The 26,148-nt window shown below is 55.3% G+C and carries 29 protein-coding genes, 4 tRNA genes and 1 rRNA gene; all 34 read right to left on the bottom strand.

Features of this window, described 5'->3' with window-relative positions; translation table 11 throughout:
• Position 1: 1 nt before the first annotated feature.
• The 34 genes from rplE to rrf all read right to left on the bottom strand — a co-directional run bounded on the left by rplE (position 2) and on the right by rrf (position 25,945).
• The gene (gene rplE / locus KGA98_RS00170) at positions 2 to 541 is read right to left on the bottom strand and encodes a 50S ribosomal protein L5 (protein ID WP_003210069.1); all 540 of its coding nucleotides are present in this window, start codon (positions 539 to 541) and stop codon (positions 2 to 4) included.
• Positions 542 to 563: 22 nt separating this feature from the next.
• Positions 564 to 878, bottom strand: coding sequence for a 50S ribosomal protein L24 (rplX, locus tag KGA98_RS00165; RefSeq protein ID WP_003176416.1), 315 nt, complete (start codon positions 876 to 878; stop codon positions 564 to 566).
• Between the two features lie 11 nt (positions 879 to 889).
• Positions 890 to 1,258, bottom strand: a complete 369-nt coding sequence (gene rplN / locus KGA98_RS00160) for a 50S ribosomal protein L14 (protein WP_002555479.1) — start codon at positions 1,256 to 1,258, stop codon at positions 890 to 892.
• A 23-nt stretch (positions 1,259 to 1,281) separates the two neighbouring features.
• The gene (gene rpsQ, locus KGA98_RS00155) at positions 1,282 to 1,548 is read right to left on the bottom strand and encodes a 30S ribosomal protein S17 (RefSeq protein WP_003176419.1); all 267 of its coding nucleotides are present in this window, start codon (positions 1,546 to 1,548) and stop codon (positions 1,282 to 1,284) included.
• Between the two features lie 2 nt (positions 1,549 to 1,550).
• Complete coding sequence (rpmC, locus tag KGA98_RS00150; protein ID WP_002555481.1) at positions 1,551 to 1,742, bottom strand: 50S ribosomal protein L29; 192 nt, start codon at positions 1,740 to 1,742, stop codon at positions 1,551 to 1,553.
• Positions 1,742 to 2,155 (bottom strand): 50S ribosomal protein L16, encoded by a 414-nt coding sequence (rplP, locus tag KGA98_RS00145; protein ID WP_003228729.1) that lies wholly within the window; start codon positions 2,153 to 2,155, stop codon positions 1,742 to 1,744. The genes rpmC and rplP overlap by 1 nt, the downstream gene beginning before the upstream one ends.
• Before the next feature lie 12 nt (positions 2,156 to 2,167).
• Positions 2,168 to 2,854, bottom strand: a complete 687-nt coding sequence (rpsC, locus tag KGA98_RS00140) for a 30S ribosomal protein S3 (protein ID WP_007970424.1) — start codon at positions 2,852 to 2,854, stop codon at positions 2,168 to 2,170.
• 13 nt (positions 2,855 to 2,867) lie between these two features.
• Positions 2,868 to 3,200: a 50S ribosomal protein L22 gene (rplV, locus tag KGA98_RS00135; RefSeq protein ID WP_003103908.1), complete on the bottom strand. Its 333-nt coding sequence runs from the start codon at positions 3,198 to 3,200 to the stop codon at positions 2,868 to 2,870.
• An 11-nt stretch (positions 3,201 to 3,211) separates the two neighbouring features.
• Positions 3,212 to 3,487 carry a 30S ribosomal protein S19 gene (gene rpsS / locus KGA98_RS00130; RefSeq protein ID WP_002555486.1) on the bottom strand — a complete coding sequence of 92 codons (276 nt, stop codon included), beginning with the start codon at positions 3,485 to 3,487 and terminating at the stop codon, positions 3,212 to 3,214.
• A 16-nt stretch (positions 3,488 to 3,503) separates the two neighbouring features.
• The gene (gene rplB, locus KGA98_RS00125; RefSeq protein WP_008018194.1) at positions 3,504 to 4,328 is read right to left on the bottom strand and encodes a 50S ribosomal protein L2; all 825 of its coding nucleotides are present in this window, start codon (positions 4,326 to 4,328) and stop codon (positions 3,504 to 3,506) included.
• Positions 4,329 to 4,342: 14 nt separating this feature from the next.
• Positions 4,343 to 4,642 carry a 50S ribosomal protein L23 gene (gene rplW, locus KGA98_RS00120; RefSeq protein WP_002555488.1) on the bottom strand — a complete coding sequence of 100 codons (300 nt, stop codon included), beginning with the start codon at positions 4,640 to 4,642 and terminating at the stop codon, positions 4,343 to 4,345.
• The gene (gene rplD, locus KGA98_RS00115; protein WP_003228735.1) at positions 4,639 to 5,241 is read right to left on the bottom strand and encodes a 50S ribosomal protein L4; all 603 of its coding nucleotides are present in this window, start codon (positions 5,239 to 5,241) and stop codon (positions 4,639 to 4,641) included. Before rplD ends, rplW begins: the two co-directional genes overlap by 4 nt.
• 12 nt (positions 5,242 to 5,253) lie before the next feature.
• Positions 5,254 to 5,889, bottom strand: coding sequence for a 50S ribosomal protein L3 (gene rplC, locus KGA98_RS00110; RefSeq protein ID WP_007955641.1), 636 nt, complete (start codon positions 5,887 to 5,889; stop codon positions 5,254 to 5,256).
• Between the two features lie 80 nt (positions 5,890 to 5,969).
• Positions 5,970 to 6,281: a 30S ribosomal protein S10 gene (gene rpsJ / locus KGA98_RS00105; RefSeq protein ID WP_003186070.1), complete on the bottom strand. Its 312-nt coding sequence runs from the start codon at positions 6,279 to 6,281 to the stop codon at positions 5,970 to 5,972.
• 157 nt (positions 6,282 to 6,438) lie between these two features.
• Positions 6,439 to 7,632 (bottom strand): elongation factor Tu, encoded by a 1,194-nt coding sequence (gene tuf, locus KGA98_RS00100; protein ID WP_008053875.1) that lies wholly within the window; start codon positions 7,630 to 7,632, stop codon positions 6,439 to 6,441.
• Between the two features lie 30 nt (positions 7,633 to 7,662).
• Entirely contained in the window at positions 7,663 to 9,768 is a 2,106-nt protein-coding gene (fusA, locus tag KGA98_RS00095; protein ID WP_057713099.1) for an elongation factor G, read from the bottom strand.
• 30 nt (positions 9,769 to 9,798) lie between these two features.
• On the bottom strand, positions 9,799 to 10,272 hold the full coding sequence (gene rpsG, locus KGA98_RS00090) for a 30S ribosomal protein S7 (RefSeq protein WP_007994653.1): 474 nt from the start codon (positions 10,270 to 10,272) through the stop codon (positions 9,799 to 9,801).
• Positions 10,273 to 10,380: 108 nt separating this feature from the next.
• Positions 10,381 to 10,752, bottom strand: a complete 372-nt coding sequence (rpsL, locus tag KGA98_RS00085) for a 30S ribosomal protein S12 (RefSeq protein ID WP_003186084.1) — start codon at positions 10,750 to 10,752, stop codon at positions 10,381 to 10,383.
• Between the two features lie 216 nt (positions 10,753 to 10,968).
• Positions 10,969 to 15,168 (bottom strand): DNA-directed RNA polymerase subunit beta', encoded by a 4,200-nt coding sequence (rpoC, locus tag KGA98_RS00080; protein WP_008053876.1) that lies wholly within the window; start codon positions 15,166 to 15,168, stop codon positions 10,969 to 10,971.
• Between the two features lie 64 nt (positions 15,169 to 15,232).
• Positions 15,233 to 19,306 (bottom strand): DNA-directed RNA polymerase subunit beta, encoded by a 4,074-nt coding sequence (gene rpoB, locus KGA98_RS00075; RefSeq protein ID WP_007984407.1) that lies wholly within the window; start codon positions 19,304 to 19,306, stop codon positions 15,233 to 15,235.
• A 220-nt stretch (positions 19,307 to 19,526) separates the two neighbouring features.
• Entirely contained in the window at positions 19,527 to 19,892 is a 366-nt protein-coding gene (rplL, locus tag KGA98_RS00070) for a 50S ribosomal protein L7/L12 (protein WP_007970414.1), read from the bottom strand.
• A gap of 75 nt (positions 19,893 to 19,967) precedes the next feature.
• Positions 19,968 to 20,468, bottom strand: a complete 501-nt coding sequence (rplJ, locus tag KGA98_RS00065) for a 50S ribosomal protein L10 (protein ID WP_007970413.1) — start codon at positions 20,466 to 20,468, stop codon at positions 19,968 to 19,970.
• A gap of 198 nt (positions 20,469 to 20,666) precedes the next feature.
• A complete protein-coding gene (gene rplA, locus KGA98_RS00060) occupies positions 20,667 to 21,362 on the bottom strand; it encodes a 50S ribosomal protein L1 (protein WP_003186095.1) in 696 nt (231 codons plus the stop codon).
• A complete protein-coding gene (gene rplK, locus KGA98_RS00055; RefSeq protein ID WP_007933726.1) occupies positions 21,362 to 21,793 on the bottom strand; it encodes a 50S ribosomal protein L11 in 432 nt (143 codons plus the stop codon). Before rplK ends, rplA begins: the two co-directional genes overlap by 1 nt.
• Before the next feature lie 117 nt (positions 21,794 to 21,910).
• On the bottom strand, positions 21,911 to 22,444 hold the full coding sequence (gene nusG, locus KGA98_RS00050; protein ID WP_007984405.1) for a transcription termination/antitermination protein NusG: 534 nt from the start codon (positions 22,442 to 22,444) through the stop codon (positions 21,911 to 21,913).
• Positions 22,445 to 22,453: 9 nt separating this feature from the next.
• Complete coding sequence (secE, locus tag KGA98_RS00045; protein ID WP_007984402.1) at positions 22,454 to 22,822, bottom strand: preprotein translocase subunit SecE; 369 nt, start codon at positions 22,820 to 22,822, stop codon at positions 22,454 to 22,456.
• Positions 22,823 to 22,867: 45 nt separating this feature from the next.
• A tRNA-Trp gene (locus tag KGA98_RS00040) sits at positions 22,868 to 22,943 on the bottom strand.
• Positions 22,944 to 23,117: 174 nt separating this feature from the next.
• Positions 23,118 to 23,193 (bottom strand) — tRNA-Thr (locus KGA98_RS00035).
• A 26-nt stretch (positions 23,194 to 23,219) separates the two neighbouring features.
• Positions 23,220 to 23,293: transfer RNA gene (locus KGA98_RS00030), tRNA-Gly, on the bottom strand.
• A gap of 24 nt (positions 23,294 to 23,317) precedes the next feature.
• Positions 23,318 to 23,402 (bottom strand) — tRNA-Tyr (locus KGA98_RS00025).
• A gap of 143 nt (positions 23,403 to 23,545) precedes the next feature.
• The gene (locus tag KGA98_RS00020) at positions 23,546 to 23,986 is read right to left on the bottom strand and encodes a hypothetical protein (RefSeq protein WP_223499879.1); all 441 of its coding nucleotides are present in this window, start codon (positions 23,984 to 23,986) and stop codon (positions 23,546 to 23,548) included.
• 7 nt (positions 23,987 to 23,993) lie between these two features.
• The gene (locus KGA98_RS00015; RefSeq protein ID WP_223499877.1) at positions 23,994 to 24,743 is read right to left on the bottom strand and encodes a pantothenate kinase; all 750 of its coding nucleotides are present in this window, start codon (positions 24,741 to 24,743) and stop codon (positions 23,994 to 23,996) included.
• Positions 24,733 to 25,692: a bifunctional biotin--[acetyl-CoA-carboxylase] ligase/biotin operon repressor BirA gene (gene birA / locus KGA98_RS00010; protein ID WP_223499866.1), complete on the bottom strand. Its 960-nt coding sequence runs from the start codon at positions 25,690 to 25,692 to the stop codon at positions 24,733 to 24,735. Before birA ends, KGA98_RS00015 begins: the two co-directional genes overlap by 11 nt.
• A gap of 137 nt (positions 25,693 to 25,829) precedes the next feature.
• A 5S ribosomal RNA gene (gene rrf / locus KGA98_RS00005) occupies positions 25,830 to 25,945 on the bottom strand.
• Between the last annotated feature and the right edge of the window lie 203 nt (positions 25,946 to 26,148).

The following is a 26,148-nucleotide window of genomic DNA, read 5'->3' as shown; positions in this document are numbered from 1 at the left end:
ATCAGTTGCGGAACGGGAATTTGAACGCACGCAGCAGAGCGCGGCCTTCATCATCGTTCTTGGCAGTGGTGGTCAGGGTGATGTCCAGACCGCGGAGAGCATCGATCTTGTCGTAGTCGATTTCCGGGAAGATGATCTGCTCTTTCACGCCCATGCTGTAGTTGCCACGACCATCGAAGGACTTGGCATTCAGGCCGCGGAAGTCGCGAACCCGAGGCAGGGAGATCGACAGCAGACGATCCAGGAACTCGTACATACGCTCACGGCGCAGGGTCACTTTGACGCCGATCGGCCAACCTTCACGGACTTTAAAGCCAGCGATGGATTTGCGAGCGTAGGTCACAACGACTTTCTGGCCGGTGATCTTTTCCAGGTCAGCAACAGCGTGCTCGATGACTTTTTTGTCGCCGATCGCTTCGCCCAGACCCATGTTCAGGGTGATTTTGGTAACGCGCGGAACTTCCATCACGTTCGAAAGCTTAAGTTCTTCCTTAAGTTTCGGAGCAATTTCCTTCCGGTAAATCTCTTTTAGTCGTGCCATGGTCTCATCTACCTAGCAGTGTTCAAGCATCAACCGCTTTTTGGGTCGACTTGAAGACACGAATTTTCTTGCCGTCTTCTACTTTGAAACCAACGCGGTCAGCCTTGTTGGTTTCGCCGTTGAAAATGGCGACGTTAGAAGCATCCAGTGGAGCTTCTTTTTCGACGATACCGCCCTGCACGCCCGACATAGGGTTAGGCTTGGTATGACGCTTGACCAGGTTCAGACCACCAATAACCAGACGGTTGTTAGCGAGAACCTTAAGCACCTTACCGCGCTTACCTTTGTCTTTGCCGGCGATCACGATGATCTCGTCGTCACGACGAATCTTTTGCATGTCGGATCTCCTTACAGCACTTCTGGGGCGAGCGAGACGATCTTCATGAACTTCTCAGTACGAAGTTCACGGGTCACTGGCCCAAAGATACGGGTGCCGATCGGCTCTTGCTTGTTGTTCAGAAGAACAGCAGCGTTGCCATCAAAGCGGATAATGGAGCCATCAGCACGACGTACGCCGTGACGAGTGCGGACTACAACAGCAGTCATCACTTGGCCTTTTTTCACTTTACCGCGAGGAATTGCTTCCTTGACGGTAACTTTGATGATGTCACCGATACCAGCGTAACGACGATGGGAGCCACCCAGCACCTTGATGCACATAACGCGGCGAGCGCCGCTGTTATCGGCCACATCGAGCATGGATTGAGTCTGAATCATATAATTTCTCCGACCCCTAGTCCTTAGACTTCCACAGCGCGTTCGAGAACATCAACCAGCGCCCAAGACTTGGTCTTGGCCAAAGGACGAGTTTCACGAATAGTGACTTTGTCGCCGATGTGGCACTGATTGGTTTCGTCGTGCGCGTGCAGCTTAGTCGAACGCTTAACGTATTTACCGTAGATCGGGTGCTTAACGCGACGCTCGATCAGAACGGTGATGGTTTTGTCCATCTTGTCGCTGACAACACGGCCAGTCAGCGTACGGACAGTTTTTTCGGCTTCAGCCATGATTACTTACCTGCCTGCTGGTTGAGCACAGTCTTCACGCGAGCGATGTCACGCTTAACTTGCGAGAGCAGATGAGACTGCCCCAACTGGCCAGTTGCTTTCTGCATACGCAGATTGAACTGGTCGCGCAGCAGGCCGAGCAGTTGCTCGTTCAGCTGCTGTGCGGATTTTTCACGAAGTTCATTCGCTTTCATCACATCACCGTCCGTTTAACAAAGGAGGTGGCGAGCGGCAGCTTTGCAGCAGCCAGGGCGAAAGCCTCACGCGCCAGCTCTTCAGAAACACCCTCGATTTCATACAGGACTTTGCCTGGCTGAATCTGGGCAACCCAGTATTCCACGTTACCCTTACCTTTACCCATCCGAACCTCGAGAGGTTTTTTGGAGATCGGCTTGTCCGGGAATACACGGATCCAGATCTTGCCGCCACGTTTTACGTGACGGGTCAGAGCACGACGCGCTGACTCGATCTGACGAGCGGTGAGACGACCACGAGCAACAGACTTCAGCGCGAACTCGCCGAAGCTGACTTTGCTACCGCGCAATGCCAGGCCACGGTTGTGACCAGTCATCTGCTTGCGGAACTTCGTACGCTTTGGTTGCAACATTTGGCGTACCCCTTACTTAGCAGCTTTTTTACGAGGCGCTGGTGCTTGTGGTTTCAGTTCTTCTTGGCGACCACCAATTACTTCGCCTTTGAAGATCCAAACCTTTACACCGATCACACCGTAAGTGGTGTGAGCTTCGTAGTTGGCATAGTCGATGTCGGCACGCAGGGTGTGCAATGGCACACGACCTTCGCGATACCATTCAGTACGTGCGATTTCAGCACCGCCGAGACGACCGCTCACTTGGATTTTGATGCCTTTGGCACCAATGCGCATGGCGTTCTGTACTGCGCGCTTCATAGCGCGACGGAACATTACGCGACGCTCCAGCTGCTGAGCTACGCTCTGCGCAACCAGCATACCGTCGAGCTCCGGCTTGCGGATCTCTTCGATATTGATGTGCACAGGCACACCCATTTGCTTGGTCAGGTCCTGACGCAGTTTCTCAACATCTTCACCTTTCTTCCCGATAACGATACCTGGACGAGCGGTGTGGATGGTGATGCGTGCAGTTTGGGCCGGACGATGGATATCGATACGGCTTACGGACGCGCTTTTTAGTTTGTCTTGGAGGTACTCACGCACATTCAGATCTGCGAGCAAATAGTCCGCATAAGTCCGACCGTCTGCGTACCAGACGGAGGTGTGCTCCTTGACGATTCCCAGGCGAATGCCAATGGGATGTACTTTCTGACCCATCTCTTCGACTCCGTTACTTGTCAGCAACCTTGACAGTGATATGGCAAGACCGCTTGACGATGCGATCAGCACGGCCTTTGGCACGTGGCATGATGCGCTTCAGCGAACGCCCTTCGTTGACGAAAACAGTGCTGACCTTCAGGTCATCAACGTCTGCGCCTTCGTTATGCTCGGCGTTGGCTACGGCCGACTCCAGCACTTTCTTCATGATCTCGGCGGCTTTCTTACTGCTGAAAGCCAACAGGTTGAGCGCTTCGCCCACCTTCTTCCCGCGGATCTGGTCGGCGACCAAGCGGGCTTTCTGGGCGGAGATTCGAGCGCCCGACAACTTAGCGGCTACTTCCATTTCCTAACCCCTTAACGCTTGGCTTTCTTGTCAGCCACGTGCCCGCGATAAGTGCGGGTACCGGCGAACTCGCCCAGTTTGTGGCCGACCATGTCTTCGTTCACGAGAACTGGGACGTGCTGACGACCGTTGTGTACTGCGATGGTCAGACCGACCATTTGTGGCAGGATCATCGAACGACGCGACCAGGTTTTCACCGGTTTGCGATCGTTCTTTTCCGCCGCCACTTCGATCTTCTTCAGTAGGTGAAGATCGATAAAAGGACCTTTTTTCAGAGAACGTGGCACTGTCGTATCCCTCTATTTACTTGCGACGACGGACGATCATTTTGTCGGTACGCTTATTACCACGAGTCTTCGCGCCCTTAGTCGGGAAGCCCCATGGCGATACCGGATGACGACCACCAGAGGTACGACCTTCACCACCACCATGTGGGTGGTCAACCGGGTTCATGGCAACACCACGAACGGTTGGGCGAACGCCACGCCAGCGTTTGGCACCAGCTTTACCCAGCGAACGCAGGCTGTGCTCGGAGTTCGAGACTTCGCCCAGGGTCGCACGGCATTCAGCCAGGACTTTACGCATTTCACCGGAACGCAGACGCAGGGTAACGTACACGCCTTCACGAGCGATCAGCTGAGCCGAAGCACCAGCGGAACGAGCGATCTGTGCGCCTTTACCTGGCTTCAGTTCGATGCCGTGTACGGTAGAACCGACTGGAATGTTGCGCAGTTGCAGAGCGTTACCTGGCTTGATTGGAGCCAGAGCGCCTGCGATCAGCGTGTCGCCAGCACTCACGCCTTTAGGGGCGATGATGTAGCGGCGCTCGCCGTCTGCGTAGCAGAGCAGTGCGATGTGAGCAGTACGGTTTGGATCGTATTCGATACGCTCGACAGTGGCGACGATGCCATCTTTGTCATTGCGACGGAAATCGACCATACGGTAATGCTGCTTATGGCCACCACCGATGTGACGAGTGGTAATACGACCATTGTTGTTACGACCACCAGTCTTCGATTTCTTCTCGAGCAGCGGTGCGTGAGGAGCGCCTTTATGCAGCTCCTGGTTGACCACCTTGACCACAAAACGGCGGCCAGGGGAAGTCGGTTTGCATTTAACGATTGCCATGATGCACCCCTTCCTTACTCAGCACTGCTGCTGAAATCGAGATCTTGGCCTGGCTGAAGGGAGATAACTGCCTTCTTCCAGTCATTACGCTTGCCCAGACCGCGAGCAGTGCGCTTGCTCTTACCCAGAACGTTCAGGGTAGTAACACGCTCTACTTTCACGCTGAACAGGCTTTCGACGGCCTTCTTGATTTCCAGCTTGGTTGCATCAGTAGCAACCTTGAAAACGAACTGGCCTTTCTTGTCTGCCAGAACCGTAGCCTTCTCGGAAACGTGTGGGCCAAGCAGAACTTTAAATACGCGTTCCTGGTTCATCCCAGCAGCTCCTCGAATTTCTTCACGGCCGACACGGTGATCAACACCTTGTCGTATGCGATCAGACTAACTGGATCGGAACCTTGCACGTCACGTACATCTACGTGTGGCAGGTTACGAGCAGCCAGGTACAGGTTCTGATCAACAGCGTCGGACACGATCAGAACGTCGGTCAGGCTCATGTTGTTCAGTTTGCCCAGCAGGTCTTTGGTTTTCGGCGTTTCAACGGCGAAATCCTGAACCACGACCAGACGATCAGTACGCACCAGCTCAGCAAGGATGGAACGCATTGCTGCGCGATACATCTTCTTGTTCAGCTTCTGGGAGTGATCCTGAGGACGAGCTGCGAAAGTGGTACCGCCGCCACGCCAGATTGGGCTACGGATAGTACCGGCACGAGCACGGCCAGTACCTTTCTGACGCCATGGGCGCTTACCGCCACCACGAACGTCGGAACGGGTCTTTTGCTGCTTGGAACCCTGACGACCGCCAGCCATGTAGGCTACGACTGCTTGGTGAACCAGCGTCTCGTTGAATTCGCCGCCAAATGTCAGTTCGGAAACTTCGATCGCTTGAGCGTCATTTACATTTAATTGCATGTCAGCTTCCCCTTAACCGCGAGCCTTGGCTGCTGGACGTACAACCAAGTTGCCGCCAGTAGCGCCAGGAACAGCGCCCTTGACCAACAACAGATTGCGTTCAGCGTCCACGCGCACTACTTCGAGGGACTGCACGGTCACGCGCTCAGCGCCCATATGACCGGACATTTTTTTGCCCTTGAATACACGACCAGGAGTCTGGCACTGGCCGATAGAGCCTGGAACGCGGTGGGATACGGAGTTACCGTGGGTGTTATCTTGCCCGCGGAAATTCCAACGCTTGATCGTACCCTGGAAGCCTTTACCCTTGGACTGACCGGTTACATCAACCAGTTGACCAGCGGCGAAGATTTCAGCGTTGATCAGATCGCCGGCCTGGTACTCGCCTTCTTCAAGGCGGAATTCCATTACGGTACGACCAGCGGCAACGTTCGCTTTAGCGAAGTGGCCAGCCTGAGCTGCTGTTACACGCGAAGCACGACGCTCGCCGACAGTGACTTGCACTGCACGATAGCCATCGGTCTCTTCAGTTTTGAACTGGGTGACGCGATTCGGTTCGATCTCAATGACCGTGACCGGAATGGAGACACCTTCTTCGGTGAAAATACGGGTCATACCCGCTTTACGACCGACTACACCAATAGTCATGTTGTAAACCTCATGAGTGTACGGGGCTTTCACCCGCTATGGCCGCCCATTTCAGAGCGTTACACGACTAAGACCGAGTCTTAGCCGAGGCTGATCTGCACTTCCACACCGGCCGCAAGATCAAGCTTCATAAGAGCATCAACGGTTTTATCCGTTGGCTGGACGATGTCCAGAACACGCTTATGAGTACGGATCTCGTACTGGTCACGCGCGTCTTTGTTGACGTGCGGGGAGACCAGAACGGTGAACCGTTCTTTACGGGTAGGCAGTGGAATTGGACCACGCACTTGAGCACCAGTACGTTTCGCGGTTTCCACGATTTCCTGGGTTGATTGGTCGATCAGGCGATGGTCGAAAGCCTTCAACCTGATTCGGATTTGCTGATTTTGCATTGGATTTCAGACTCCGGCTGCTATTCCCACCGGGCGCAATACGCCCGTTAAAAGGAGGCGCAATTCTATAGACGCCCCAGATGGGTGTCAACCCAATAAAAAAGCCCCCGCTGAGCGGGGGCCTTTCAAAGCATCGAAGCTATCTCAAAAGAGATGCTTACTCGATGATTTTGGCTACGACGCCAGCGCCGACGGTACGACCGCCTTCACGGATAGCGAAACGCAGGCCGTCTTCCATTGCGATGGTCTTGATCAGGGTAACTTCCATCTGGATGTTGTCACCTGGCATTACCATTTCAACGCCTTCTGGCAGCTGGCAGTTACCAGTCACGTCAGTAGTACGGAAGTAGAACTGTGGACGGTAGCCTTTGAAGAACGGAGTGTGACGACCGCCTTCTTCCTTGCTCAGAACGTAAACTTCTGCGGTGAACTTGGTGTGCGGCTTAACCGAACCTGGCTTAACCAGAACCTGGCCACGCTCAACGTCGTCACGCTTGGTACCACGCAGCAGAACGCCGCAGTTCTCGCCAGCACGACCTTCGTCGAGCAGCTTGCGGAACATTTCAACACCGGTGCAGGTGGTGGTGGTGGTGTCACGCAGACCAACGATTTCCAGTGCATCTTGAACGCGAACGATACCGCGCTCGATACGACCAGTCACAACAGTACCACGACCCGAGATCGAGAATACGTCTTCGATTGGCATCAGGAATGGCTTGTCGATAGCACGCTCTGGTTCTGGGATGTAGCTGTCCAGGGTTTCAACCAGCTTACGAACGGCAGTGGTGCCCATTTCGTTGTCGTCTTTGCCTTCCAGCGCCATACGAGCCGAACCGATGATGATTGGAGTGTCATCGCCCGGGAAGTCGTAGGTGGACAGCAGGTCGCGAACTTCCATCTCGACCAGTTCCAGCAGCTCAGCGTCGTCTACCAGGTCAGCCTTGTTCAGGAAAACCACGATGTACGGAACGCCTACCTGACGGGACAGCAGGATGTGCTCACGGGTTTGTGGCATCGGACCATCAGCGGCCGAGCAAACCAGGATCGCGCCGTCCATCTGGGCAGCACCGGTGATCATGTTCTTCACATAGTCAGCGTGACCTGGGCAGTCAACGTGAGCGTAGTGACGGATCTTCGAGTTGTACTCGACGTGCGCGGTGTTGATGGTGATACCACGAGCTTTTTCTTCTGGCGCGCTGTCGATTTTATCGAAATCAACGATTGCGGAACCGAAAACTTCGGAGCAAACGCGAGTCAGAGCTGCGGTCAGAGTGGTTTTACCGTGGTCAACGTGACCGATGGTGCCAACGTTGACGTGCGGTAGGGAACGATCAAATTTTTCTTTAGCCACGACAATTAACTCCTTGCCTAAAGGACTGAATCAGCCTTGTTTTTTGGTTACAGTTTCGACGATGTGCGACGGAGCTGTATTGTATTTTTTGAATTCCATAGAGTAGCTTGCGCGACCCTGGGACATCGAACGAACGTCGGTCGCATAACCGAACATCTCGCCCAACGGAACTTCAGCACGGATCACCTTACCGGAGACCGTGTCTTCCATACCCAGAATCATGCCGCGACGACGGTTAAGGTCGCCCATCACGTCACCCATATAGTCTTCAGGCGTAACAACCTCTACCGCCATGATCGGCTCGAGCAACTCACCACCGCCCTTCTGGGCCAGTTGCTTGGTCGCCATGGAAGCAGCCACCTTAAACGCCATCTCGTTCGAGTCGACGTCGTGGTAAGAACCATCAAACACGGTAGCCTTCAGGCCGATCAGCGGATAGCCGGCAACTACGCCGTTCTTCATCTGCTCTTCGATACCCTTCTGGATAGCCGGGATGTATTCCTTAGGAACCACACCACCCACTACTTCGTTCACGAATTGCAGACCTTCCTGACCTTCGTCAGCAGGAGCAAAACGGATCCAGCAATGGCCGAACTGGCCACGACCGCCGGACTGACGAACGAACTTGCCTTCGATTTCGCAATTCTTCGTGATGCGCTCACGATACGAAACCTGAGGCTTACCGATGTTGGCTTCGACGTTGAACTCACGGCGCATCCGGTCAACCAGGATGTCCAGGTGCAACTCGCCCATGCCAGAGATGATCGTTTGACCAGTCTCTTCATCAGTCTTGACGCGGAAAGACGGGTCTTCCTGAGCAAGCTTGCCCAGAGCGATACCCATTTTTTCCTGGTCATCCTTGGTCTTAGGCTCTACGGCAACCGAAATAACCGGCTCCGGGAAGTCCATGCGAACCAGGATGATTGGCTTGTCAGCGTTGCACAAGGTTTCACCAGTGGTGACGTCCTTCATGCCGATCAGGGCCGCGATGTCACCAGCGCGTACTTCCTTGATCTCTTCACGGGCGTTTGCGTGCATTTGCACCATACGACCCACGCGCTCTTTCTTGCCTTTGACCGAGTTGATCACGCCGTCGCCGGAGGCCAACACGCCCGAGTAAACACGGACGAAAGTCAAGGTACCCACGAATGGGTCGGTAGCGATCTTGAACGCCAGAGCCGAGAACGGCTCGTTGTCGTCTGCATGACGCTCCATCTGCTTTTCCTCGTCATCCGGGTCAGTACCCTTGATGGCAGGAATGTCGGTTGGAGCCGGCAGGTAGTCGATAACGGCGTCGAGAACCAGGGGAACACCCTTGTTCTTGAAGGAAGAACCGCAAACAGCCAGAACGATCTCACCAGCGATAGTACGCTGACGCAGAGCACCCTTGATTTCCTCGACGGTGAGCTCTTCACCTTCAAGGTACTTGTTCATCAGCTCTTCGCTGGCTTCGGCCGCAGCCTCAACCATGTTGTTGCGCCACTCTTCAGCCAGTTCCTGCAGTTCAGCAGGGATGGCTTCACGACGAGGAGTCATACCCTTGTCGGCATCGTTCCAGTAAACGGCTTCCATGGTCATCAGATCGATCTGACCCTGGAAGTTGTCTTCGGAACCGATAGCCAGCTGGATAGGCACCGGAGTGTGACCCAGACGCTGCTTGATCTGAGCGATCACGCGCAGGAAGTTCGCACCGGCACGGTCCATCTTGTTCACGTAAACGATACGTGGAACACCGTACTTGTTGGCTTGACGCCATACGGTTTCGGACTGTGGCTCAACGCCGGAAGTACCGCAGAACACAACGACCGCGCCGTCGAGTACACGCAGGGAACGTTCAACTTCAATAGTGAAGTCTACGTGGCCCGGGGTATCGATGACGTTGAAACGGTACTGGTCTTTGTGCTGCTTGGCGGAACCCTGCCAGAAGGCGGTAATGGCAGCAGAAGTAATGGTAATACCACGCTCCTGCTCCTGCACCATCCAGTCTGTGGTCGCGGCGCCGTCATGCACCTCGCCCATTTTGTGACTTTTGCCAGTGTAAAAAAGGACGCGCTCAGTGGTGGTGGTTTTACCAGCATCCACGTGTGCGACGATACCAATGTTACGGTAGCGATTAATCGGTGTTGTACGAGCCATAAAGCCCTCGCAAAATTAGTGACGCTAAAATTAGAAGCGGTAGTGCGAGAAAGCCTTGTTGGCTTCAGCCATACGGTGAACGTCTTCACGCTTCTTAACTGCAGCACCTTTACCTTCGGCAGCGTCCAACAGTTCGCCAGCCAAACGCAGAGCCATAGACTTCTCGCCGCGCTTGCGGGCGTAGTCTACCAACCAGCGCATTGCCAGAGCGTTACGACGGGAAGGACGAACCTCGACCGGAACCTGGTAAGTAGCACCACCAACGCGGCGCGACTTCACTTCGACCAGCGGAGCGATGGCGTCGAGTGCTTTTTCGAAGAGTTCCAGGGGATCGGTGCCGGCCTTACGAGCCTTCACGGTATCCAGGGCACCATAAACGATACGCTCGGCAACGGCTTTCTTGCCGCTTTCCATTACGTGGTTCATGAATTTGGCGAGGATTTGGCTTCCGTATTTCGGATCGTCCAGAATCTCACGCTTGGCTGCTACGCGACGTCTTGGCATTGATAAGCCCTCAAACGGTCTTCAGGTTAGCCCGGGACAGCTCCTATGGATGCGTGCCCGACCTTACTCTTATCGACTCAATAAAATGAAAAACTGCAAAACGGCCGATTACTTCGGACGCTTGGTACCGTACTTCGAACGACCCTGGTTACGACCTTTAACACCGGAAGTATCCAACGAACCGCGAACGGTGTGGTAACGAACACCTGGCAAGTCTTTTACACGACCGCCGCGGATCAGTACCACGCTGTGCTCTTGCAGGTTGTGGCCTTCACCGCCGATGTACGAGGAAACCTCGAAACCGTTGGTCAGGCGCACACGGCATACTTTACGCAGTGCCGAGTTAGGTTTTTTCGGCGTGGTGGTGTACACACGGGTGCACACGCCACGGCGTTGCGGGCAGTTCTGCAGCGCAGGCACGTCGGATTTCTCGACGATACGCTTACGCGGCTGACGTACCAGCTGGTTGATAGTTGCCATCTACTAGCTCCACTGTTGTCTTGCGACGCTATTGTCTTGCAAGAAAAGCAAAATGGCAGGAACGAGTTCCCGCCAAATTTAGGGGTACAAGAGTCTAAAGAGGATCTTGTCCCCAGTCAAGGCAAGGCCCCGCCCTCCCCGCTCATCCAATCTCGACAATTTGTCTCGATTCGATGAACGGAGTGACCAGGGCCTCACACTCATTTACCGCAGAACTCAGTTACCGCTCGAGTTCAGCGCTTCGGTCAGTGCAGCTTCCACTTCACTGGCGCTTACGCGCAACGGCTTGTCTGCATCACGGCGGCGCTTACGCTCGCTGTGATAAGCCAGGCCGGTACCGGCCGGGATCAGACGACCCACGACCACGTTTTCTTTCAGGCCGCGCAGGTAATCGCGCTTGCCGGTTACCGCCGCTTCGGTCAGTACGCGAGTGGTTTCCTGGAAGGAAGCCGCCGAGATGAACGATTCGGTGGACAACGACGCCTTGGTGATACCCAGCAGAACACGAGTGAACTTGGAGACAAACTTGTCTTCGCCGCTCAGACGCTCGTTCTCTACCAGTACGTGAGTCAATTCCATCTGGTCGCCCTTGATGAAACTGGAATCGCCGGATTCAGCGATCTCAACTTTACGCAGCATCTGACGCAAGATGGTCTCGATGTGCTTGTCGTTGATCTTCACGCCTTGCAGACGGTAAACGTCCTGGATCTCGTTGACGATGTACTTGGCCAGCGCACTCACACCCAGCAGACGCAGGATGTCGTGTGGATCGCTCGGACCGTCGGAGATAACTTCGCCGCGGTTTACCTGTTCGCCTTCGAACACGTTCAGGTGACGCCACTTCGGAATCAGCTCTTCGTACGGATCGCTACCGTCGTTCGGGGTGATAACCAGACGGCGCTTGCCCTTGGTCTCTTTACCGAACGCGATGGTGCCGCTGACTTCAGCCAGAATCGACGCTTCTTTCGGACGACGGGCTTCGAACAAGTCGGCAACACGCGGCAGACCACCGGTGATGTCTCGAGTTTTCGAAGTCTCTTGCGGGATACGAGCGATAACATCACCGATCGCGATCTTCGCACCATCCGCTACACCGACCAGGGCGTTGGCTGGCAGGAAGTACTGAGCGATAACGTCAGTGCCTGGCAGCAACAGATCCTTGCCGTTGTCGTCGACCATCTTCACGGCAGGACGGATGTCTTTACCGGCAGCTGGGCGATCTTTGGCGTCGAGTACTTCAATGTTGGTCATACCGGTCAATTCGTCGGTCTGACGCTTGATCGTGATGCCTTCTTCCATGCCCACGTAGGTCACGGTACCTTTCATTTCGGTAACGATCGGGTGAGTGTGCGGATCCCACTTGGCCACGATGGCGCCAGCTTCGACCTTGTCACCTTCTTTAACCGAAATCACGGCACCGTACGGCAGCTTGTAACGCTCACGCTCACGACCGAAGTCATCAGCGATGGCCAGCTCACCGGAACGGGACACGGCAACCAGGTGACCATCCACTCGCTCAACATGCTTCAGGTTGTGCAGACGGACGGTACCGCCATTCTTCACCTGAACGCTGTCGGCTGCAGAGGTCCGGCTTGCCGCACCACCGATGTGGAACGTACGCATCGTCAGCTGGGTACCCGGCTCACCGATGGACTGGGCAGCGATAACGCCGACCGCTTCACCGATGTTCACCTGGTGACCACGAGCCAGATCGCGACCGTAGCACTTGGCGCAAATACCGAAACGGGTTTCGCAGCTGATCGGCGAACGCACGATCACTTCATCGATGCTGTTGAGCTCGATGAACTCGACCCACTTCTCGTCTACCAGGGTGCCGGCAGGAACGATGACGTCCTCGGTACCTGGCTTGAATACGTCACGGGCGATAACTCGACCCAATACGCGCTCACCCAGCGGCTCTACAACGTCACCGCCTTCAATGTGCGGAGTCATCAGCAGACCGTGTTCGGTGCCGCAATCGATCTCGGTTACAACCAGATCCTGCGCCACGTCTACCAGACGACGAGTCAGATAACCCGAGTTCGCCGTTTTCAACGCGGTATCCGCCAGACCTTTACGAGCACCGTGAGTGGAGATGAAGTACTGGAGTACGCTCAAACCTTCACGGAAGTTCGCGGTAATCGGCGTTTCAATGATGGAACCGTCCGGCTTGGCCATCAGACCACGCATACCGGCCAGCTGACGAATCTGTGCTGCGGAACCCCGCGCACCCGAGTCGGCCATCATGTACATCGAGTTGAAAGACTCTTGGTCGACTTCGACGCCATGACGGTCGATGACTTTCTCTTTCGAGAGGTTGGCCATCATCGCCTTGGAAACTTCGTCGTTCGCCTTGGACCAAAGGTCGATCACTTTGTTGTACTTCTCGCCCTGGGTTACCAGGCCGGAGGCATACTGACTTTCGATCTCTTTCACTTCGTCGGTGGCTGCACCGATGATGCGGGCTTTTTCATCCGGGATAACGAAGTCGTTAACACCGATGGAAACGCCGGAAATGGTCGAATAGGCAAAACCGGTGTACATCAACTGGTCAGCGAAGATCACGGTCTCTTTCAGACCAACCACGCGGTAGCACTGGTTGATCAGCTTGGAGATCGCCTTTTTCTTCATCGGCAGGTTGACGACGTCGTACGACAGACCTTTTGGCACAACCTGGAACAACAGCGCACGGCCGACAGTGGTGTCGACGATACGGGTGTTGGTCACGCTGCCGCCATCACGGTCGTTGACGGTTTCGTTGATCCGCACCTTGACCTTGGCGTGCAGTGCGGCTTCGCCGGCACGGAACACACGGTCAACTTCCTGCAGATCCGCGAACACACGACCTTCGCCCTTGGCGTTGATCGCTTCACGAGTCATGTAGTACAGACCCAATACAACGTCCTGCGACGGAACGATGATTGGCTCACCGTTGGCTGGCGACAGAATGTTGTTGGTCGACATCATCAACGCACGCGCTTCAAGCTGGGCTTCCAGCGTCAGCGGTACGTGCACGGCCATTTGGTCGCCGTCGAAGTCGGCGTTGTACGCGGCGCAGACCAGAGGGTGCAGCTGGATAGCCTTACCTTCGATCAGTACCGGTTCAAACGCCTGGATACCCAGACGGTGAAGAGTCGGTGCACGGTTGAGAAGAACCGGGTGTTCGCGAATCACTTCAGCGAGAACGTCCCAAACCTCTGGCAGTTCGCGCTCGACCATCTTCTTGGCAGCCTTGATGGTGGTAGCGAGACCACGCATTTCAAGCTTGCCGAAAATGAACGGCTTGAACAGCTCGAGAGCCATTTTCTTCGGCAGACCGCACTGGTGCAGACGCAGGGTCGGACCTACGGTAATTACCGAACGGCCGGAGTAGTCAACACGCTTACCGAGCAAGTTCTGACGGAAACGACCCTGCTTACCCTTGATCATGTCAGCCAGGGATTTCAGAGGACGCTTGTTGGAACCGGTGATAGCGCGGCCACGACGACCGTTGTCGAGCAGTGCGTCGACAGCTTCCTGCAACATACGCTTTTCGTTGCGCACGATGATGTCCGGAGCGGACAGATCCAGCAGGCGCTTCAAGCGGTTGTTACGGTTGATCACTCGACGATACAGATCGTTGAGGTCGGAAGTCGCGAAGCGACCGCCATCCAGCGGGACCAGTGGACGCAGATCTGGCGGCAGAACCGGCAGAACGGTCAGCACCATCCACTCTGGCAGGTTGCCGGAACCCTGGAAGGCTTCCATCAACTTCAGACGCTTGGACAGCTTCTTGATCTTGGTTTCGGAATTGGTTTGCGGAATCTCTTCACGCAGACGGCCAATCTCGTGCTCCAGGTCGATAGCGTGCAGCAGTTCGCGGACAGCTTCGGCACCCATGCGGGCATCGAAATCGTCGCCGAACTCTTCCAGCGCTTCGAAGTACTGCTCGTCGTTGAGCAGCTGACCTTTTTCAAGGGTGGTCATGCCTGGATCGATAACGACATAGCTCTCGAAGTAGAGAACGCGTTCGATATCACGCAGGGTCATGTCCATCAGCAAGCCGATACGGGACGGCAGCGATTTCAGGAACCAGATGTGGGCTACTGGCGAGGCCAGTTCGATGTGCGCCATGCGCTCACGACGAACTTTTGCCAGCGCGACTTCAACGCCGCACTTCTCGCAGATCACACCACGGTGCTTCAAGCGCTTGTACTTACCGCACAGGCACTCGTAATCCTTTACCGGGCCAAAGATCTTGGCGCAGAACAGGCCGTCACGCTCAGGTTTGAACGTACGGTAGTTGATGGTTTCCGGCTTTTTAACTTCACCGAACGACCACGAACGGATCATCTCAGGCGATGCCAATCCGATACGGATGGCGTCGAACTCTTCGACTTGACCCTGGTTTTTCAGCAAATTCAGTAGGTCTTTCAAGGCCTTTCCTCCTGGCGGAGCAGAGAGCGGGCAATCCTGCCCCGCTCTCGATTCGCGTCACGTGTTATTCGGTTTCCAGATCGATATCGATGCCGAGGGAACGAATTTCCTTGATCAACACGTTGAAGGACTCGGGCATGCCCGGCTCCATACGGTGATCGCCATCCACGATGTTTTTGTACATCTTGGTACGGCCGTTCACATCGTCCGACTTCACTGTGAGCATTTCTTGCAGAGTGTAAGCGGCACCGTATGCTTCCAGTGCCCAGACCTCCATCTCCCCGAAACGCTGACCACCGAACTGCGCCTTACCACCCAGCGGCTGCTGGGTAACCAGGCTGTACGAACCGGTAGAACGAGCGTGCATCTTGTCGTCTACCAAGTGGTTCAGCTTCAGCATGTACATGTAGCCAACGGTAACCGGGCGCTCGAACTTGTTGCCGGTACGGCCGTCGGTCAGCTGCATCTGGCCGCTTTCTGGCAGGTCCGCCAGTTTCAGCATGGCCTTGATTTCGCTTTCCTTGGCACCGTCGAACACTGGAGTGGCCATTGGAACGCCGCCACGCAGGTTTTGAGCCAGATCCAGGATTTCCTGGTCCGAGAAGTCATCGAGGCTTTCCTGACGACCGCCGATCTCGTTATAGATCTCGTGCAGGAACTTGCGAAGCTCGGCGACCTTGCGCTGCTCTTCAACCATGCGGTTGATCTTCTCGCCCAGACCTTTGGCCGCGAGGCCCAGGTGGGTTTCAAGGATCTGACCAACGTTCATACGCGAAGGTACGCCCAACGGGTTGAGGACGACGTCGACCGGGGTGCCGTTGGCATCGTGCGGCATGTCTTCAACCGGCATGATCACGGAGACCACACCTTTGTTACCGTGACGACCGGCCATCTTGTCGCCCGGCTGGATGCGACGACGGATTGCCAGGTAAACCTTGACGATTTTCAGCACGCCTGGAGCCAGGTCATCGCCCTGCTGCAGTTTGCGCTTCTTGTCTTCGAACTTGTCGTCCAGCAGACGGCGACGATCAACGATGTAGGCCTGAGCCTTCTCGAGCTGCTCGTTCAGAGCATCTTCAGCCATGCGCAGTTTGAACCACTGGCCGTGCTCAAGACCGTCGAGAACTTCGTCGGTGATGTCCTGGCCTTTCTTCAGACCGGCGCCGCCTTCGGCTTTGTGGCCGACCAGAGCGGAACGCAGACGTTCGAAAGTAGCACCTTCAACGATGCGGAACTCTTCGTTCAGGTCCTTGCGGATCTCGTCCAGCTGGGACTTCTCGATCGACAGGGCACGAGCATCACGCTCAACGCCGTCGCGGGTGAAGACCTGTACGTCGATGACAGTACCTTTGGTACCGGTAGGTACACGCAGGGAAGTGTCTTTAACGTCGCTGGCTTTTTCACCGAAGATCGCACGCAGCAGTTTTTCTTCCGGAGTCAGCTGGGTCTCGCCTTTCGGAGTGACCTTACCGACCAGGATGTCGCCTGCGCCAACTTCAGCACCTACGTAAACGATACCGGCTTCGTCCAGCTTGTTCAGAGCCGCTTCACCCACGTTCGGGATGTCGGCAGTGATTTCCTCTGGGCCAAGCTTGGTGTCACGGGCCACACAGGTCAGTTCCTGGATGTGGATCGTGGTGAAACGGTCTTCCTGAACAACACGCTCGGACAGGCAGATGGAGTCTTCGAAGTTGAAGCCGTTCCATGCCATGAACGCGATGCGCATGTTCTGACCCAGTGCCAGTTCACCCATGTCGGTGGACGGACCGTCGGCCATGATGTCGCTACGCTGAACCCGATCACCCTTACGCACCAGCGGACGCTGGTTGATGCAGGTGTTCTGGTTGGAGCGGGTGTATTTGGTCAGGTTGTAGATGTCGACACCGGCTTCACCGGTTTCAACTTCGTCATCGGCAACACGAACCACGATACGGCTGGCGTCGACGGAGTCGATCACGCCGCCACGACGAGCCACGACGCAAACGCCGGAGTCACGGGCTACGTTACGCTCCATGCCGGTACCTACCAGCGGCTTGTCAGCGCGCAGGGTGGGTACAGCTTGACGCTGCATGTTCGAACCCATCAACGCACGGTTGGCGTCGTCGTGCTCGAGGAACGGAATCAGCGACGCAGCAACCGAAACTACCTGCTTCGGCGATACGTCCATCAAGGTGACGTCTTCCGGCGCCTTGACGGTGAATTCGTTCAAGTGACGAACAGCTACCAGCTCGTCGATCAGGACTTTCTTGTCGTTCATCGTGGCCGAGGCCTGAGCGATCACGTGATCGGCTTCTTCGATGGCGGACAGGAACACGATCTCGTCGGTGACCAGGGCGTCTTTCACCACACGGTACGGGCTCTCGAGGAAGCCGTACTGGTTGGTGCGCGCATAAGCGGCCAGGGAGTTGATCAGACCGATGTTCGGACCTTCCGGCGTTTCAATCGGGCATACACGACCGTAGTGAGTCGGGTGTACGTCACGCACTTCAAAGCCGGCACGCTCACGAGTCAGACCGCCAGGGCCGAGTGCAGAAACACGACGCTTGTGGGTGATCTCGGACAGCGGGTTGTTCTGGTCCATGAACTGGGACAGCTGGCTGGAACCGAAGAACTCCTTAACCGCCGCAGCCACTGGCTTGGCGTTGATCAGGTCTTGTGGCATCAGGCCTTCGCTTTCAGCCATCGACAGACGCTCTTTGACCGCACGCTCAACACGTACCAGGCCAACGCGGAACTGGTTCTCGGCCATTTCGCCTACGCAGCGAACACGACGGTTACCCAGGTGGTCGATGTCATCGACGATGCCTTTACCGTTACGGATGTCGACCAGGGTCTTCAGTACCGCGACGATGTCTTCCTTGCACAGCACGCCCGAACCTTCGATCTCGGTACGACCGATACGACGGTTGAACTTCATCCGGCCGACCGCAGACAGGTCATAGCGCTCAGGGCTGAAGAACAGGTTGTTGAACAGGGTCTCGGCAGCGTCCTTGGTTGGCGGCTCGCCAGGACGCATCATGCGATAGATCTCGACCAGCGCTTCCAGTTGGTTGCTGGTGGAGTCGATCTTCAGGGTGTCGGAGACGAACGGACCGCAGTCGATATCGTTGGTGTACAGAGTTTCGATGCGAACAACCTGAGCCTTGGCGATTTTGGCCAGGATCTCGGTGTTCAGCTCGGTGTTGCACTCTGCCAGGATTTCGCCGGTTGCCGGGTGCACGATGACCTTGGCGGTTGTACGACCCAGGACGTAGTCCAGAGGCACATCCAGCTCTTTGATCCCGGCTTTTTCCAGCTGGTTGATGTGGCGAGCGGTGATACGACGACCCTGCTCGACAATAACCTTGCCTTTGTCATCCTGAATATCGAGGACAGCGATTTCACCGCGCAGGCGCTGAGGCACCAGCTCCAGGCTCAGGGTCTCGCCCTTCACGTGGAATACGTTGGTGGTATAGAACGCGTCCAGCACTTCTTCAGTGGTATAGCCCAGCGCGCGCAGCAGTACCGAGGCAGGCAGCTTGCGACGACGGTCGATACGCACGAATACGCAGTCTTTCGGGTCGAACTCGAAGTCCAGCCACGAACCGCGGTAAGGGATGATGCGCGCGGAGTACAGCAGCTTACCGGAGCTGTGCGTCTTGCCACGGTCGTGGTCGAAGAACACGCCTGGCGAACGGTGCAGCTGGGAAACGATTACACGCTCGGTACCGTTGATTACGAAGGTACCGTTCTCAGTCATCAGGGGGATTTCACCCATGTAGACTTCTTGCTCTTTGATGTCCTTGATCGCTTTGTTCGACGACTCTTTGTCGAAAATGATCAGGCGCACTTTTACCCGCAAAGGTACGGCGTAAGTTACACCGCGCAATACGCATTCTTTGACATCAAATGCCGGTTCGCCCAGGCGATAACCGACGTACTCCAGCGCAGCATTGCCGGAGTAGCTGATGATCGGGAAAACGGATTTGAAGGCCGCATGCAGGCCCACGTCGCGGAACTGATCTTTAGTCGCTCCCGCTTGCAAGAATTCACGATACGAATCCAGCTGGATGGCCAGGAGGTACGGCACATCCATGACGTCCGGCAACTTGCTAAAGTCCTTGCGGATACGTTTTTTCTCAGTATATGAGTAAGCCATCAGCGTTCCCCAGCTTGGTCACCTGCTTGTTTGGCCCCTCCCGACGGGAGCAGCCAGAAAATCGTGCAAACCCCATGGTTTGCGCCACCGCATCGGGTGGTTACAGCACGTTATCAGCACCGACCCAGTCGGCTGCCAATAACGGAAAAAGGCCGGTGGCAAGAGCCACCAGCCATCAGCCTGTCGCTTAACGCTCGGGCTGGAGGAGCAAAGTCGATGCTTACTTCAGCTCGACTTTAGCGCCTGCTTCTTCCAGAGCTGCTTTGGCTTTGTCAGCTGCGTCTTTGGCAACAGCTTCCAGAACCATGGCAGGTGCGCCGTCAACTACAGCCTTGGCTTCTTTCAAGCCCAGACCGGTCAGTTCACGTACAGCCTTGATCACGTTAACTTTCTTCTCGCCAGCTTCGGTCAGCATGACGTTGAATTCGGTTTGCTCTTCAGCAACGGCAGCAGCAACAGCTGGACCAGCCGATGCAGCAGCAGCGGTAACGCCGAATTTTTCTTCGAAAGCTTTGATCAGCTCAACAACTTCCATTACGGACATGTTGCCAACTGCTTCAAGGATATCGTTCTGAGAGATAGACATGAATCTAATTCCTGATATTGGGGACGGCCTACGCGACCATCGAAAAAAACAAAAAACGCGAGAAGTTGACGAGCCTTAGGCTGCAGCAGCTTCTTTCTGGTCGCGAATTGCCGCCAGAGTACGAGCCAACTTGCTGGTAGCGCCTTGAATCACGCTCATCAGCTGAGAAATTGCTTCGTCACGGGTCGGCAGAGTTGCCAGTACGTCGATTTGGTTAGCTGCGAGGAACTTGCCCTCGAACGCAGCTGCCTTGATCTCGAACTTGTCCTGACCCTTTGCGAATTCCTTGAAGATCCGGGCAGCAGCGCCTGGATGTTCTTTGGAGAACGCAATCAGGGTAGGGCCAGTGAACACGTCGTTGAGGACACTGAATTCAGTGTCAGCAACAGCGCGCTTGAGCAGGGTGTTACGTACAACACGTACGTAAACGCCAGCTTCACGAGCCTCTTTACGGAGTCCGGTCATCGCGCCTACTGTTACGCCACGGGCATCAGCCACGACAGCGGACAGAGCGACTTTGGCAGCCTCGTTGACTTCAGCGACGATGGCCTTCTTGTCTTCGAGTTTAATTGCCACGGGTTTAACTCCTGCTTGTTACCGTTTCATCTGGTCGAAACCGGATGTCGTTTTGGTGTCTGATTCGGTAAGGAACCGGGAGCACCATCTGCGTAGGCTTGTGGTTTAAGACTTGCGTCGCCTACGGTCTTGGATAGCCCCCGCCAGGCAGGGACCCCAATTTTTCAATTGGCGCAATCGCTTGCACCAATCTGCGTCTTACGCGTCGAGCGAGCTTTGGTCGATGACCAGACCTGGGCCCATAGTGGTGCTCAGGGTAACGCGCTTGACGTAAATGCCTTTCGAGGAAGCTGGCTTGATACGCTTCAGATCAGCGATCAGGGCTTCAACGTTTTCCTTCAGCTTGACGGCGTCGAAGCCGATCTTGCCAACGGAAGTGTGGATGATGCCGTTTTTGTCGGTGCGATAACGAACCTGACCAGCCTTGGCGTTTTTAACCGCGGTAGCTACGTCTGGAGTTACGGTGCCGACTTTAGGGTTAGGCATCAGGCCACGTGGACCGAGGATCTGACCCAACTGACCTACAACGCGCATTGCATCCGGGGATGCGATCACTACGTCATAGTTCAGGTCGCCGCCTTTCATTTCGGCAGCCAGGTCGTCCATGCCTACGCGGTCAGCGCCGGCAGCCAGAGCGGCTTCAGCAGCTGGACCCTGGGTGAACACAGCAACGCGAACGGTCTTGCCAGTGCCGTGTGGCAGCACAGTAGCGCTACGAACGACCTGGTCGGATTTACGCGGGTCAACACCCAGGTTTACAGCTACGTCGAACGACTCGCTGAACTTGACAGTCGACAGCTCGGCCAGCAGGGCAGCAGCGTCTACAAAGTTGTAGGCCTTGCCTGCTTCGATTTTGCCGGCGATAGCCTTTTGACGCTTGGTCAGCTTAGCCATTACACACCCTCCACGTTAAGGCCCATGCTACGAGCAGAACCGGCGATGGTACGCACGGCTGCTTCCATATCAGCTGCAGTCAGATCCGCGTTTTTGGTTTTCGCGATTTCTTCCAGCTGAGCACGGGTCACGGTGCCAACCTTAACGGTGTTCGGACGAGCGGAACCGCTGGTCAGACCGGCCGCCTTCTTCAGCAGAACCGAAGCAGGGGTGGATTTGGTTTCGAAAGTGAAGCTACGGTCGCTGTAGACAGTGATGATCACTGGAGTCGGCAGACCTGGCTCAAGACCCTGAGTACGGGCGTTGAAAGCCTTGCAGAATTCCATGATGTTCACGCCGTGCTGACCCAGAGCAGGACCAACAGGTGGGCTTGGGTTAGCCTGAGCGGCCTTCACTTGCAGCTTGATGTAAGCGGTAATCTTCTTGGCCATGAGGCACTCCAATTACGGGTTCGAACGCCTCGAGAGGCTCCCCGGTTACTTGCGCGTTTATCCCAGTGACGACAAAACCCCACAGCCTACGGCTGCGGGGTTGGGATTTTTGTTCAACTAGACCTTTTCGACCTGGCTGAACTCGAGCTCCACCGGAGTAGAGCGACCGAAAATGAGCACTGCGACCTGAATCCGGCTCTTTTCGTAGTTAACTTCTTCAACAACACCGGTAAAGTCCGCAAACGGACCGTCGTTGACGCGCACCGACTCACCCGGCTCGAACAACGTCTTCGGCTTCGGCTTGTCGCTACCATCGGCAACGCGACGCAGAATGGCTTCTGCTTCTTTATCGGTGATTGGCGCAGGCTTATCAGCAGTACCGCCGATGAAACCCATCACCCGAGGAGTATCCTTGACCAAGTGCCAAGTACCCTCGTTCATATCCATCTGCACCAGCACATAGCCAGGGAAGAATTTGCGTTCGCTTTTGCGCTTCTGGCCATTGCGCATTTCAACCACTTCTTCAGTGGGAACCAGAATCTCGCCGAAGCCATCTTCCATACCAGCCAGCTTTACGCGCTCGATCAGCGAGCGCATTACATGCTTCTCGTAACCGGAGTAAGCATGCACAACATACCAACGCTTAGCCACGGGACACCCTTAGCCGACGATCAAGGAAACAAGCCAGCCGAGCAGGGAATCAAGCCCCCACAACAGCAACGCCATAACCAGGACAACAGCCACAACGATCAACGTGGTCTGCGTGGTTTCTTGGCGAGTTGGCCAAACGACTTTACGAATTTCGGTGCGCGCTTCCTTAACCAGTACAAAGAAAGACTTGCCCTTGACCGTCTGCAGGCCTACAAAGGCAGCTACAGCAGCAATAGCAAGCAATGCGAGTACGCGGTACAGGATCGGCGAAGCAGAAAAGTACTGATTGCCAACAACGCCAACAACCACCAGAGCGACTACTACAAGCCACTTGAGGAGGTCGAAACGAGAGCCTTGAGCTTCAGCTTTAGGAGTCATCTATGAAGATCCTGTGAAAAGAAAGCCAGACACACCGAGTGAATCTGGCAGGTCAGGAGGGAATCGAACCCCCAACCTACGGTTTTGGAGACCGTCGCTCTGCCAATTGAGCTACTGACCTAAAACAAAATCAGGCCGACCATTATGCCGACCCGAAAAAGACTTTACAACACTTACCAGGTAATCCTGGTTGCAACACCGGCATTCTCGACACCGGCAACCTTCAGAAACACAATCAGGCGCAACCACTACCACCTAAAACAAAGGCAGATATTTTCATATCTGCCTTGTTATATGGAGCTCTTGAGCGGATTTGAACCGCTGACCTCACCCTTACCAAGGGTGTGCTCTACCAACTGAGCTACAAGAGCGTAAAACTGTGCAAAACCTGTAAACTTGGAGCGGGTAGCGGGAATCGAACCCGCATCATCAGCTTGGAAGGCTGAGGTTCTACCACTAAACTATACCCGCGAGGCTTACAGCTCTCGCTAAAAATGGTGGAGGGGGAAGGATTCGAACCTTCGAAGTCGTAGACGTCAGATTTACAGTCTGATCCCTTTGGCCGCTCGGGAACCCCTCCTAAGCGAGCCGGCATTCTACATCATGCCAGCCTTCTGTCAAGCATTTTTCTCATTAAAAACCTGAGCTTAGCTGCGTTGACCTCGCTTCACACCGTTAACCGTTTCCGGTGTTCGCTGTGGAGCGGGCGCCATTCTATGCAAACTATTCGATGGGTGCAACCCCCTCGCACGGCATTATTTTATGTTTTAACTCATTGAATTCTTTAGAAAGGTTTATCAGCTGCAAATCGTCCAGCCAACGCCGGCTTTCCGGCGCGATACGCACCCAATACCCTGCCCCTTCGGTCGCAGCTTTCGGCAGGGACTGATACTTGACCTCCATCCCGCCCAAACGACGCTCAACCGCCTGCGCGGCCTCCTGGCGCGTATAGCCGCCCAGATAAAGGCAGCCATTGTCTGTCGAGACAGCTTTACCCTTATCCTTGGAGACGTCACCTGCTTCGCTCAACAAGCGGATATCTTGTTGAGACCCGCGATACAGACTCAAAGGCGTGACATCCTTCGCGCGCAGAGGAGCCTCTTGTTGATGCCAGATGTAGTAGAAGCCATTGAGGACAAGCAGCAGCAGAAACAACCAACGCATAAAAACCTCAGGACAAGGGACAGGCCATGGCCAATCCGACAAACACCAAGTCCGGAACAACCCTGGCCTGAGGCACGGCCTCAGTAACCAGGCTCGCATCACCCCCGGTGAGGAATACGACAAAGTCCTCACCCCAATAGCTGCGCGCCAACTCGAGCTGAGTCATTACGAAGCCGCGCAACATCAACAGACAGCCACGCTCTACAGCCTCGACAGTCGCGCGCCCCGGGACAAGACTTTCCAGAGCCTGCTCGGCCGCCAGATCCCCATAACGAATTTTGCGAGTGTGGGTGCGCAATTGGTTTCGCATCAACGGCATCCCCGGACAGATGAAACCACCCAGGTGCTCTCCATCCGCCGCGATAAAGTCAGCAGTCACCGCCGTACCGAAGTCGAGCACCAGGCACGCACCCGAAGCCAGATGAAAGCCTCCGAGCATTGCAAGCCACCGGTCCAGACCCAGCCGCTCAAACTCCTCATACCCATTGCGCACACCTGACATTTCGCGCGCTGACGTTGCGCACACAACCGGCACATCAAAGGTATCCCTGAGCAAAGACGTAAGCGCAGCGGTTTCCTCCGCGGTCCTGACGCTCACCAGCCGGCAAAACGTGAGGGTAAGCCCTTTGAGCCCACCCAACCCCTCCAGCAATGCGAGATTGGAATCGACGACTCCCTCACCAAGCACCTGCCCGGCATCAACGGCAAGCACACGCCACTTGATGAAACTATTCCCACAATCGAGCTCAAGAATCATCACGCAACCTCAGGCTCAACTCACCACCACTGAAGACTTTCTCCACACCATCCACCTTCAGGCGCAAGGCGCCTTGGCCATCGATACCAAGTACCTCACCATCAATTTGATTGACGCCGGCAATCAACGACACGCTTCGCCCCTGCCACAGATGATTTTGCTCCCACTCCGACTGGATGGCCAAAAAACCACCCGCCTGGTGACGAGCCAGGTATCGCTGCAGCATCTCCCCCAACACCGCGACCAATTGGTTGCGATCAAACAATTTGCCTGACTCGAGCCGCAGGGATGTCCATTGCTGGTCCACTTCGTCAGCGGACTGCATGTTCACATTGATTCCCACTCCCAGGACCACGTGACACACATCTGCAGGATCACCAACCAACTCGAGCAGTATCCCCGCGATTTTTTTCTGACCTACAAGGACATCGTTAGGCCATTTCAATCCAGCGGCTGCAATACCGAGTTCACGCAACGTCTGCAAGACAGCGAGCCCAACGACGAGACTCAAGCCCTCCAACTGACGCATCCCACCATCAATGCGTAGCACCAGGCTGTAATAGACGTTTTCTGCGAATGGACTAACCCACTTGCGACCACGTCGCCCACGCCCGGCTGTCTGCCGCTCCGAAACCACCACAAACGGCGCCGCTTGCCCACGCTCAATAGCGCGCAGCGCCTCGGCATTAGTGGAGTCGATTGAATCGTAAACCCGGACGGGCCAGTTGCAAGAAAGCGCCTGAGCGCTTATCTCGGCAGGATCGAGCAGCGCCAATGGCGCGGACAATTGATAGCCGCGTCCACGAACCTTATGAATAGACAAACCCAGCTCAGCTTCCAAATGCTGAAGCTGCTTCCACACAGCACTACGGCTGACGCCCAGGGCAGCACCCAATGCTTGACCCGAATGGAATCGGCCATCTTTAAGAAGCTTTAACAACGTCAGCATGCAGGTCTCGCCTCACAATGAGGCCCGCATGATAGCCACGCACCGAGCGATTGCATAGAAATCCAGTAGCCGTGACTTTCCCGCGGACAAAAACAAAACCCCTACCTGCATACGCAGATAGGGGTTTCGGAATTTAATCTTGACGATGACCTACTCTCACATGGGGAAACCCCACACTACCATCGGCGATGCATCGTTTCACTGCTGAGTTCGGGATGGGATCAGGTGGTTCCAACGCTCTATGGTCGTCAAGAAATTCGGGTACTGAGTCGCGGCCGGCTGGCCTCGCTTCAGCAAATTGGGTATGTGATAAAAATCGGTGTTTTGTGAGCGTCGAACTTTCGGTTCTTTCGTCTTCACACACCGCAATCTGATGCTCTTTCGAGTAGTCAAATTGCTTGGGTGTTATATGGTCAAGCCTCACGGGCAATTAGTATTGGTTAGCTCAACGCCTCA

It is taken from the genome of Pseudomonas sp. BF-R-24 (assembly GCF_019947335.1).
GTDB classification, from domain to species: domain Bacteria; phylum Pseudomonadota; class Gammaproteobacteria; order Pseudomonadales; family Pseudomonadaceae; genus Aquipseudomonas; species Aquipseudomonas jessenii.
This window is presented reverse-complemented; position numbering and strand designations above follow the sequence as displayed.